Here is a 9289-nt window from a genome sequence, read left to right on the forward strand (position 1 = left end):
TCCTCGGGTCAGGCTTACGCCTGGGCCGGGACGACCTCCCACCGCTTGAGCTTCGACTTCGGCGCGCACTCCTGGATCAGGACGCGCTCGCCAACCTTGATCGCGCCCGTTTCATCGTGGGCGTGATACTTCTTCGACCGGCGCACGGTCTTGCGAAGCAGAGGGTGCAGGAAGGTCCGCTCGACGCGGACGATCACCGTCTTGGTCTGCTTGTCGCTGACGACGACGCCTTGAAGGATGCGCTTCGGCATGGCCTCAGCTCCCCTGAGTTTCGATGGCGCGCCGGCGCATGTCCGTCTTGATCCGGGCGACATCCCGGCGGATCTGCTTGAAGCGCGCGGTGTTCTCGAGCTGGCCGGTGGCCTGCTGGAACCGCAGATTGAACTGTTCTTTCTTCAGCTTGAGGAGCTCGTCCGTAAGCTGATCGTCGCTCATCGCGCGAACGTCTTCGGCCTTCATCACGCTCTCTCCTGCTCGCCCGGACGGGTCACGATCTTGGTCTTGATCGGCAGCTTGGCCGCGCCCAGGCGCAGCGCTTCGCGCGCGACCTCGTCAGGCACGCCGTCGATCTCGAACATGATCCGGCCAGGCTTGATCTTGGCCACCCAGTATTCGGGCGAGCCCTTGCCCTTACCCATCCGCACTTCGGTCGGCTTTTTCGACACCGGCAGATCGGGGAACACGCGGATCCACACCCGGCCGGCCCGCTTCATGTGGCGGGTGATGGCCCGGCGGGTCGCCTCGATCTGGCGGGCCGTGACGCGCTCGGGCTGCACGGCCTTAAGGCCGTACGAGCCGAAGTTCAGCGTATAGCCGCCCTTGGCGTTGCCGTGGATGCGGCCCTTGTGCGCCTTGCGGAATTTGGTGCGCTTCGGTTGAAGCATTGTTCTTCTCCCTCGCCCCGCTTACGCCGCCTGACGGCCGGACCGCTGACGCTGCTCGCCGGAGTCGAGCATGCGCTTTTCCTGGGCCATCGGGTCGTGCTCGAGGATCTCGCCTTTGTAGATCCAGACCTTCACGCCGATGATGCCCATCGCGGTCTTCGCCTCGGCGAAGCCGTAATCGATGTCGGCGCGCAGCGTGTGCAGCGGCACCGAACCGTCGGCGTATTTCTCGGTCCGCGCGATCTCCGCGCCGCCCAGACGGCCGCCGCACATGATCTTGCAGCCCAGGGCGCCCATGCGCATCGTGGTCTGCAGCGAGCGCTTCATCGCGCGGCGGAAAGCCACGCGGCGCTCGAGCTGCTGGGCGATGGACTCCGCGACCAGGGTCGCGTCGACTTCCGGCTTGCGGACTTCGACGAGATTGAGGAACACCTCGCCCTCGACCATCTTCGACACTTCACGGCGCAGCTTCTCGATGTCCGCGCCCTTCTTGCCGATCACGACGCCGGGACGGGCGGTGTGGATGGTGATGCGGCACTTCTTGTGCGGACGCTCGATGATGATGCGCGAGACCGACGCGTTCTTCAGACGCTCCTTGAGGAAGGTGCGGATCTTCAGGTCTTCGTGCAGCAGATCGGCGTACTCTTCGCCCTTGGCGAACCAGCGGCTCTCCCAGGTGCGGTTGATGCCGACCCGCAGGCCGATCGGATTGATCTTCTGACCCATTACGCGGCCTCCTCGACTTCACGCACGACGATCGTCAGCTCGGAGAACGGCTTGAGGATTTTCGCGCCACGGCCGCGAGCGCGGGCGCGGAAGCGCTTCATCACGATGTTCTTGCCGACAAAGGCCTCGGACACGACCAGCGAGTCGATGTCCAGGCCGTGATTGTTCTCAGCGTTCGCGATGGCGCTTTCGAGCACCTTCTTGACGTCCTGAGCGGCGCGCTTGCGCGAGAATTCGAGGTCGTTCAGCGCACGCTCGACCTTCTTGCCGCGGATCATCTCCGCGACCAGGTTGAGCTTCTGCGGGCTGATGCGCATCATCCGCAGCTTGGCGCGCGCCTCGTTCTCAGCAACGCGGCGGGGATTTTTCGCCTGGCCCATCGCTACTTCCTCTTGGCTTTCTTGTCCGCCGCGTGGCCGTAATAGGTCCGGGTCGGAGCGAACTCGCCGAGCTTGTGGCCGACCATTTCCTCGGACACCAGAACGGGGATGAACTTGTTGCCGTTGTGGACCTGAAAGGTCAGACCCACGAACTGCGGCATGATGGTGGACCGCCGCGACCAGGTCTTGATCGCCTGCTTGCGGCCGCCTTCATGCGCGGCTTCGGCTTTCTTCAGGAGGTATCCGTCTACGAACGGACCTTTCCAGACAGAACGGGGCATGAGCCGGTCCCTTAGCGTTTCTTGCGCTCGTGGCGCGAGCGGATGATGAACTTGTCGGTCGCCTTGTTGCGGCGAGTCTTGCGGCCCTTGGTCGGCTTGCCCCACGGGGTGACCGGGTGGCGGCCGCCCGAGGTGCGGCCTTCACCGCCGCCGTGCGGGTGGTCGACCGGGTTCATGGCCACGCCGCGCACCGCGGGACGCTTACCCATGTGACGCGTGCGGCCGGCCTTGCCGAGATTGATGTTCAGGTGGTCGGGGTTGGACACCGCACCCACCGTCGCCAGGCAGTCCTGGTGAACCATGCGCAGCTCGCCGCTCATCAGACGGATCTGGGCGTAGCCCGCGTCACGGCCGACCAGCTGGGCGTAGGCGCCGGCCGAACGGGCGACCTGACCGCCCTTCATCGGCTTGAGCTCGACATTGTGCACGATCGTGCCGACCGGCATGGCGCGCAGCTTCATCGCGTTGCCCGGGCGCACTTCCACGCGCTCGCCGGAGACGATGGTGTCGCCCACGGCCAGGCGCTGCGGCGCGAGGATGTAGGCGAGCTCGCCGTCCTCGTACTTGATCAGCGCGATGAACGCGGTCCGGTTCGGGTCGTATTCCAGACGCTCGACCGTGGCGGGCACGTCGAACTTGCGCCGCTTGAAGTCGATCTGGCGATACAGCCGCTTGGCGCCGCCGCCGCGACGGCGGGCGGTGATCCGGCCGGTGTTGTTGCGGCCGCCCTTCTTGCGGAGCCCTTCGACGAGCGTCTTTTCGGGACGCCCTTCGTACAGGTCCGAACGGTCCACCAGCACGAGACTGCGGCGGCCCGGCGAGGTCGGCTTGAAGGTCTTCAGAGCCATCTTTGCTTACTCCTCCTGGCCGCGCTTACAGGCCGGTGGTGACGTCGATGGAGTGGCCCTCTTCGAGGGTCACGACCGCCTTCTTGACGTCGTCACGCTTGCCCGCGATGCCGCGGAACCGCTTGGTCTTGCCCTTGAGACGGAGAGTGTTCACGGCCTTGACCTTGACCTTGAACAGTTCCTCGACCGCCTCGGCGATGTCTTTCTTGTTCGCGCTGAGCGGCACGCGGAAGACGACCTTGTTCTCCTCGGACAGGAGGGTGGCCTTCTCGGTGATCACCGGCGCGATCAGGGTGTCGTAGTGCTTCGGAGCGGGCATCACGCGGCCTCCTGCGGCGCGAGCCGCTCGTTGATCTTCTCGATCGCCGCCTTGGTGAGCACCAGCGTGTCGCGGCGCAGCACGTCATAGACGTTCAGGCCCTGAGCCGGCAGCACGTCGATCAGCGGGATGTTGCGCGCGGCGCGGGCGAAGTTCTCGTCCAGCGTCTCGCCGTCGACCACCAGGGCGTTCGACAGGCCCAGCTTGGCGAGCTTCTCGCTCAGTTCGCGGGTCTTCGGCGCGTCGAGGCGAGCCTCGTCGAGCACGATGATCTGCTTGGCGCCGGCCTTGGAGGACAGCGCGTGCTTAAGCGCCAGCGCGCGGACCTTCTTGGGAAGGTCGGTCGCATGGCTGCGCACGCGCGGGCCGTGGGCCACGCCGCCGCCGACGAAGATCGGCGCCGAACGCGCACCGTGGCGCGCGCCGCCGGTGCCCTTCTGCCGATACATCTTCTTCTTGGTGCGCTTGATCTCGCTGCGCTCTTTGGTCTTGTGGGTGCCGGCCTGACGGCGCGACAGCTGCCACTTGACGCAGCGCTGCAGGATGTCGGCGCGGATCTCTTCGATGCCGAAAATGGCGTCGTCGAGATCGACCGATCCGGCCTTGCCGGAATCGAGCTTGATCACGTCGAGTTTCATTATTCGCTCGCCCCTTCGTTCTGGGCTTCGCCGCCTTCGGCCGGGGCGTCAGCAGCAGGCGCCTGGTCGGCCGGCTTGGCGGCTTCACGCAGCTTGGCCGGATACGGCAGATCGTCGGCCTTCGCGCCCTTCACGGCGTCGCGAATCTCGACCCAGCCGCCTTTCGGACCGGGCACGGAGCCCTTGATCCAGACAAGGCCGCGCTCGGCTTCCACGCGGACCACTTCGAGCCCTTGCGTGGTGACCCGCTCGTCGCCGAGATGGCCGGCCATCTTCTTGCCTTTGAACACCTTGCCGGGGTCCTGACACTGACCGGTCGAACCATGGGCGCGGTGGGAGATCGACACCCCGTGGCTGGCGCGCAGACCGCCGAAATTCCAGCGCTTCATCGCGCCGGCGAAACCCTTGCCGATCGAGGTCCCCGCGACGTCGACCTTCTGGCCGGGCACGAAGTGCTCGGCGCTGAGCTCGGCGCCCGGCTCGAGCATGTTGTCCGCGCTGACGCGGAACTCGACCAGCTTGCGCTTGGGCTCGACGGAGGCTTTCGCGAAATGACCGCGCATCGCCTTGGTAGTGCGCTTGGCCTTGGCTTTGCCCGCGCCGAGCTGAACGGCGGCGTAGCCGTCGCGCTCTTCGGTGCGCTGGGCGACGACCTGAAGGCCGTCCAGGTGCAGCACGGTGACGGGCACGTGATTGCCGTCTTCGGAGAAGACGCGGGTCATGCCCAGCTTCTTGGCCAGAAGGCCGGTGCGGAGGTTGGTGGCCATGACCTTACGCTCCCAGCTTGATCTCGACGTCCACGCCGGCGGACAGGTCGAGCTTCATCAGCGCGTCGACCGTCTGCGGGGTGGGGTCCACGATGTCGAGCACGCGCTTGTGCGTGCGGATCTCGAACTGCTCGCGGGATTTCTTGTCGATGTGCGGACCGCGCAGAACGGTGAACTTCTCGATGCGAGTCGGCAGCGGGATCGGGCCGCGGACGTTCGCGCCGGTGCGCTTTGCCGTCGACACGATCTCGCTCGCAGAGCTGTCCAGCACGCGGTGATCGAACGCCTTGAGGCGAATTCGGATGTTTTGTTGCGCCATCGGTCCGGTCCCAACATGCACAAGAGCCGCGTCGAGGACGTAAAGCCCGCCCCTCGCGACTCGCGTGTTTCAAAATGTGTTCGCTTCAACAGGCTGCGTTCGCCAAAGGCGCGGCCAGCCCTTCTGAGGTCGCGGGTGATACGCCTTCCCGCTTCGTGCGTCAACACCTTGTCACGCAAATGAAGCGGTCGGCGGCAGGCTTTACGCAGCGCGCGGGTACGCAAGGCTCGGCCTGCACGAAAAACGCCCCGGAGCAGGGCTCCGGGGCGCTTGTTCGTGTCGCTCGGCTTAGCGGCGAGGCTTAGTCGATGATCTTCGAGACCACGCCCGCGCCCACCGTGCGGCCGCCTTCGCGGATCGCGAAGCGCAGCTTCTCTTCCATCGCGATCGGGGTGATCAGCTCGACATTGATCTCCACGTTGTCGCCCGGCATCACCATCTCGGTGCCCTCTTTCAGGGTCACGACGCCGGTCACGTCGGTGGTCCGGAAGTAGAACTGCGGACGGTAGTTCGAGAAGAACGGCGTGTGACGGCCGCCCTCTTCCTTGGTCAGGATGTAGGCCTCGGCCTCGAACTTGGAGTGCGGCGTGATCGAGCCGGGCTTGGCCAGAACCTGGCCGCGCTCCACGCCCTCGCGGTCGATGCCGCGCAGCAGAACGCCCACATTGTCGCCCGCCTGGCCCTGGTCGAGCAGCTTGCGGAACATCTCAACGCCCGTGCAGGTCGTCTTGACCGTGTCGCGGATGCCCACGATCTCGATCTCTTCGCCCACCTTGATGATCCCGCGCTCGACCCGGCCGGTCACGACCGTGCCCCGGCCCGAGATCGAGAACACGTCCTCGATCGGCATCAGGAAGTCCTGGTCGATCGGACGCTCGGGCGTCGGGATGAACTCGTCGACCGCCGCCATCAGCTCCTTGATCTTCTCTTCGCCGATCTCCGGGTCGCGCCCTTCCATCGCCGCCAGCGCCGAGCCGGCAACGATCGGAATGTCGTCGCCGGGGAAGTCGTAGCTCGACAGAAGCTCGCGCACTTCCATCTCCACGAGCTCGAGCAGCTCCTCGTCGTCGACCTGGTCGACCTTGTTGAGGAACACCACCAGAGCCGGAACGCCGACCTGGCGCGCCAGAAGGATGTGCTCGCGCGTCTGCGGCATCGGGCCGTCAGCCGCGTTCACCACCAGGATCGCGCCGTCCATCTGAGCCGCGCCCGTGATCATGTTCTTCACGTAGTCCGCGTGGCCCGGGCAGTCGACGTGCGCATAGTGGCGGTTGTCGGTCTCGTACTCGACGTGCGCGGTCGAGATCGTGATCCCGCGCGCCTTCTCTTCCGGAGCGCCGTCGATCTGGTCGTACGCCCGGAAATCGCCGAAATACTTCGTGATCGCAGCCGTCAGCGTCGTCTTGCCGTGGTCCACGTGACCAATCGTGCCGATGTTCGCATGCGGCTTCGTGCGTTCAAACTTTTCCTTACCCATGGTCGTGTCCTGTCTGTCGGCCGGCCGCGAGGCGGCCGGAATTCATGGATGCCAAACCGCCTCAGGCGATCTTCGAGATGACTTCATCGGCGACGGCCTGCGGCACCGGCGCGTAGTGGTCAAACTGCATGGTGAACTGGGCGCGGCCCTGGGTGGCCGAGCGCAGGTTGTTCACGTAGCCGAACATGTTGGCCAGCGGCACGAAGGCGTTCACCACCGTCGCGTTGCCGCGCATCTCCTGGTCGCGGATCTGGCCGCGGCGGGAGTTGAGGTCGCCGATCACCGAGCCGGTGTACTCGTCCGGGGTGACCACTTCGACCTTCATGATCGGCTCGAGCAGCTTCATGCGCAGCTGGCTCTTGGCCTCTTTCATCGCGGCGCGCGAAGCGATCTCGAAGGCGAGTACGCTGGAGTCGACGTCGTGATAGGCGCCGTCCACCAGGGTGGCCTTGAAGTCGATCACCGGAAAGCCGGCCAGAAGACCGTTCTCGCGGACCGAGTCGATGCCTTTCTGAACGCCGGGAATGTATTCTTTCGGCACGTTGCCGCCGACGATCTTGGATTCGAACGAATAGCCTTCGCCCGGCTCGCACGGCTCGAACTGGATCTTCACCCGCGCGAACTGACCGGTGCCGCCGGTCTGCTTCTTGTGGGTGTAGTCGATCTCGTAGGCCTGGCCGATGGTCTCGCGATAGGCGACCTGCGGCTGGCCCACATTCGCCTCGACCTTGAACTCGCGCTTCATGCGGTCGACCAGGATGTCCAGGTGCAGTTCGCCCATGCCGGCGATGATGGTCTGACCGGATTCCTCGTCGGTGCTGACGCGGAAGGACGGATCCTCGGCCGCCAGGCGCTGCAGCGCGACGCCGAGCTTCTCCTGGTCGCCCTTGGATTTGGGCTCGATGGCGATCTCGATCACCGGATCGGGGAATTCCATCCGCTCCAGGATGACCGGGCTGGCCGGATCGCAGAGCGTGTCGCCCGTGGTGGTGTCCTTGAGGCCCGCGATGGCGACGATGTCGCCGGCGTAGGCTTCCTTGATGTCCTCACGCGAGTTCGAGTGCATGAGCAGCATCCGGCCCACGCGCTCTTTCTTGTCCTTCACCGTGTTCAGGACCGAGCTGCCGGTCGTCAGCACGCCCGAATAGATCCGGCAGAAGGTCAGCGAGCCCACGAACGGGTCGTTCATGATCTTGAAGGCCAGAAGCGACAGCGGCGATTCGTCGGAGGACTTCCGCTCGACTTCCTTCTCGGTCTTCACGTCGATGCCGCGGATGTTCAGCACGTCCGTCGGGGCGGGCAGGTAATCCACGACCGCGTCGAGCAGGGGCTGAACGCCCTTGTTCTTGAACGCGGTGCCGCACAGGATCGGGTTGAAGGCCAGCAGGATCGTACCCTTGCGGATCAGCTCCTTGAGCTTCTCCTCGGAGGGCTCCTCGCCTTCGAGATAGGCTTCCAGCGCGGCTTCGTCCTGCTCGACGGCGGTCTCGATCAGCAGCTCGCGATACTCGGCGGCCTTGTCGGCGAGCTCAGGACGGATGTCCTCCTCGCGCCAGCTCGCGCCCAGATTCTCGGCCTCCCAGATGAGCTCTTTCATCTTGATGAGGTCGATACAGCCTTCGTAGTCGCTCTCCGAGCCGATGGGCAGCTGCAGGCAGAGCGGCTTGGCGTTCAGACGATCCTTGATCATCTCCACGCAGCGGTAGAAGTCCGCGCCGAGCTTGTCCATCTTGTTGACGAAGATCATCCGCGGGACTTTGTACTTGTCCGCCTGACGCCAGACCGTCTCGGTCTGGGGCTCGACGCCGGCGTTGGCGTCCAGCAGCGCGATCGCGCCGTCGAGCACGCGCAGCGAGCGTTCGACTTCGATGGTGAAGTCCACGTGGCCGGGCGTGTCGATGATGTTCAGGCGCTTGCCCTTCCAGAAACAGGTCGTGGCCGCGGAGGTGATGGTGATGCCCCGCTCCTGCTCCTGCTCCATCCAGTCCATGGTCGCGGCGCCGTCATGGACCTCGCCGATCTTATGGGACTTGCCGGTGTAGTAGAGGATCCGCTCGGTCGTCGTGGTCTTGCCGGCGTCGATGTGCGCCATGATGCCGAAATTGCGGTAGTCCTCGATCGCGTAGTCGCGGGCCATGGGGAGGGTCCTCGTCAGGAACGGAAGGCTGTTTGGTGATTACCAGCGATAGTGGGCGAAGGCGCGGTTGGCTTCAGCCATCTTGTGCGTGTCTTCACGCTTCTTGACCGCAGTGCCCCGGTTCGCCGAAGCGTCCATGAGCTCGGCGGCGAGACGCTCACGCATGGTGTTTTCGTTGCGCGCGCGGGCCGCGGCGGCGAGCCAGCGGATGGCCAGCGCCTTGCGGCGGTCGGGACGCACCTCGACCGGGACCTGGTAGGTCGCGCCGCCGACACGGCGGGAGCGAACCTCGATCTCGGGCGCGACGTTTTCCAGCGCGTCGTGGAAGACGCGGACCGGCTCGCGCTTGAGCTTGCCTTCGACGATGTCGAGCGCGCCGTAGATGATGCGCTCGGCGGCCGACTTCTTACCGTCGATCATAATGTAGTTCATGAACTTGGTCAGATCGCGGTCGCCGTACTTGGCGTCGGGCAGGATCTCGCGCTTCTCTGCGCGGTGACGACGGGACATGGG

Annotated in this window: 14 protein-coding genes; all 14 read right to left on the reverse strand. The window is 65.2% G+C overall.

The features are described 5' to 3' along the window. Positions 1-14 precede the first annotated feature (14 nt). The 14 genes from rpsQ to rpsG all read right to left on the reverse strand — a co-directional run bounded on the left by rpsQ (position 15) and on the right by rpsG (position 9286). The gene (gene rpsQ, locus ABL308_14825) at positions 15-251 is read right to left on the reverse strand and encodes a 30S ribosomal protein S17 (protein XBQ16213.1); all 237 of its coding nucleotides are present in this window, start codon (positions 249-251) and stop codon (positions 15-17) included. A 4-nt stretch (positions 252-255) separates the two neighbouring features. Further along, positions 256-459: a 50S ribosomal protein L29 gene (gene rpmC / locus ABL308_14830; GenBank protein XBQ16214.1), complete on the reverse strand. Its 204-nt coding sequence runs from the start codon at positions 457-459 to the stop codon at positions 256-258. After that, positions 459-884, reverse strand: a complete 426-nt coding sequence (gene rplP / locus ABL308_14835) for a 50S ribosomal protein L16 (GenBank protein XBQ16215.1) — start codon at positions 882-884, stop codon at positions 459-461. Before rplP ends, rpmC begins: the two co-directional genes overlap by 1 nt. A 21-nt stretch (positions 885-905) precedes the next feature. Continuing rightward, positions 906-1610, reverse strand: coding sequence for a 30S ribosomal protein S3 (gene rpsC, locus ABL308_14840; protein XBQ16216.1), 705 nt, complete (start codon positions 1608-1610; stop codon positions 906-908). Further along, entirely contained in the window at positions 1610-1990 is a 381-nt protein-coding gene (gene rplV, locus ABL308_14845) for a 50S ribosomal protein L22 (GenBank protein XBQ16217.1), read from the reverse strand. Before rplV ends, rpsC begins: the two co-directional genes overlap by 1 nt. A gap of 2 nt (positions 1991-1992) precedes the next feature. Beyond that, complete coding sequence (gene rpsS / locus ABL308_14850; GenBank protein ID XBQ16218.1) at positions 1993-2271, reverse strand: 30S ribosomal protein S19; 279 nt, start codon at positions 2269-2271, stop codon at positions 1993-1995. An 11-nt stretch (positions 2272-2282) separates the two neighbouring features. Then, the gene (rplB, locus tag ABL308_14855) at positions 2283-3119 is read right to left on the reverse strand and encodes a 50S ribosomal protein L2 (protein XBQ16219.1); all 837 of its coding nucleotides are present in this window, start codon (positions 3117-3119) and stop codon (positions 2283-2285) included. Positions 3120-3144: 25 nt separating this feature from the next. Continuing rightward, positions 3145-3438: a 50S ribosomal protein L23 gene (locus tag ABL308_14860; GenBank protein XBQ16220.1), complete on the reverse strand. Its 294-nt coding sequence runs from the start codon at positions 3436-3438 to the stop codon at positions 3145-3147. Then, on the reverse strand, positions 3438-4076 hold the full coding sequence (rplD, locus tag ABL308_14865) for a 50S ribosomal protein L4 (GenBank protein ID XBQ16221.1): 639 nt from the start codon (positions 4074-4076) through the stop codon (positions 3438-3440). The genes ABL308_14860 and rplD overlap by 1 nt, the downstream gene beginning before the upstream one ends. After that, the gene (gene rplC / locus ABL308_14870) at positions 4076-4843 is read right to left on the reverse strand and encodes a 50S ribosomal protein L3 (protein ID XBQ16222.1); all 768 of its coding nucleotides are present in this window, start codon (positions 4841-4843) and stop codon (positions 4076-4078) included. Before rplC ends, rplD begins: the two co-directional genes overlap by 1 nt. A 4-nt stretch (positions 4844-4847) precedes the next feature. After that, positions 4848-5162: a 30S ribosomal protein S10 gene (gene rpsJ, locus ABL308_14875; protein ID XBQ16223.1), complete on the reverse strand. Its 315-nt coding sequence runs from the start codon at positions 5160-5162 to the stop codon at positions 4848-4850. Between the two features lie 301 nt (positions 5163-5463). After that, positions 5464-6639, reverse strand: coding sequence for an elongation factor Tu (gene tuf, locus ABL308_14880; GenBank protein ID XBQ16224.1), 1176 nt, complete (start codon positions 6637-6639; stop codon positions 5464-5466). Between the two features lie 61 nt (positions 6640-6700). Beyond that, positions 6701-8776 (reverse strand): elongation factor G, encoded by a 2076-nt coding sequence (gene fusA, locus ABL308_14885; protein ID XBQ16225.1) that lies wholly within the window; start codon positions 8774-8776, stop codon positions 6701-6703. Between the two features lie 39 nt (positions 8777-8815). After that, a complete protein-coding gene (rpsG, locus tag ABL308_14890; GenBank protein ID XBQ16226.1) occupies positions 8816-9286 on the reverse strand; it encodes a 30S ribosomal protein S7 in 471 nt (156 codons plus the stop codon). Positions 9287-9289: the final 3 nt, after the last annotated feature.

This window comes from Oceanicaulis sp., assembly GCA_040112665.1.
Classification (GTDB): Bacteria; Pseudomonadota; Alphaproteobacteria; order Caulobacterales; family Maricaulaceae; genus Oceanicaulis.

Bases quoted from the DNA above. Each gene is read 5' to 3' on its own strand.
- rpsS (XBQ16218.1), bottom strand. From the start codon at position 2,271: ATGCCCCGTTCTGTCTGGAAAGGTCCGTTCGTAGACGGATACCTCCTG.
- rpsC (XBQ16216.1), bottom strand. From the start codon at position 1,610: ATGGGTCAGAAGATCAATCCGATCGGCCTGCGGGTCGGCATCAACCGC.
- fusA (XBQ16225.1), bottom strand. From the start codon at position 8,776: ATGGCCCGCGACTACGCGATCGAGGACTACCGCAATTTCGGCATCATG.
- tuf (XBQ16224.1), bottom strand. From the start codon at position 6,639: ATGGGTAAGGAAAAGTTTGAACGCACGAAGCCGCATGCGAACATCGGC.
- rplP (XBQ16215.1), bottom strand. From the start codon at position 884: ATGCTTCAACCGAAGCGCACCAAATTCCGCAAGGCGCACAAGGGCCGC.
- ABL308_14860 (XBQ16220.1), bottom strand. From the start codon at position 3,438: ATGCCCGCTCCGAAGCACTACGACACCCTGATCGCGCCGGTGATCACC.
- rplD (XBQ16221.1), bottom strand. From the start codon at position 4,076: ATGAAACTCGACGTGATCAAGCTCGATTCCGGCAAGGCCGGATCGGTC.
- rplV (XBQ16217.1), bottom strand. From the start codon at position 1,990: ATGGGCCAGGCGAAAAATCCCCGCCGCGTTGCTGAGAACGAGGCGCGC.
- rpsG (XBQ16226.1), bottom strand. From the start codon at position 9,286: ATGTCCCGTCGTCACCGCGCAGAGAAGCGCGAGATCCTGCCCGACGCC.
- rpsJ (XBQ16223.1), bottom strand. From the start codon at position 5,162: ATGGCGCAACAAAACATCCGAATTCGCCTCAAGGCGTTCGATCACCGC.
- rplC (XBQ16222.1), bottom strand. From the start codon at position 4,843: ATGGCCACCAACCTCCGCACCGGCCTTCTGGCCAAGAAGCTGGGCATG.
- rpsQ (XBQ16213.1), bottom strand. From the start codon at position 251: ATGCCGAAGCGCATCCTTCAAGGCGTCGTCGTCAGCGACAAGCAGACC.
- rpmC (XBQ16214.1), bottom strand. From the start codon at position 459: ATGAAGGCCGAAGACGTTCGCGCGATGAGCGACGATCAGCTTACGGAC.
- rplB (XBQ16219.1), bottom strand. From the start codon at position 3,119: ATGGCTCTGAAGACCTTCAAGCCGACCTCGCCGGGCCGCCGCAGTCTC.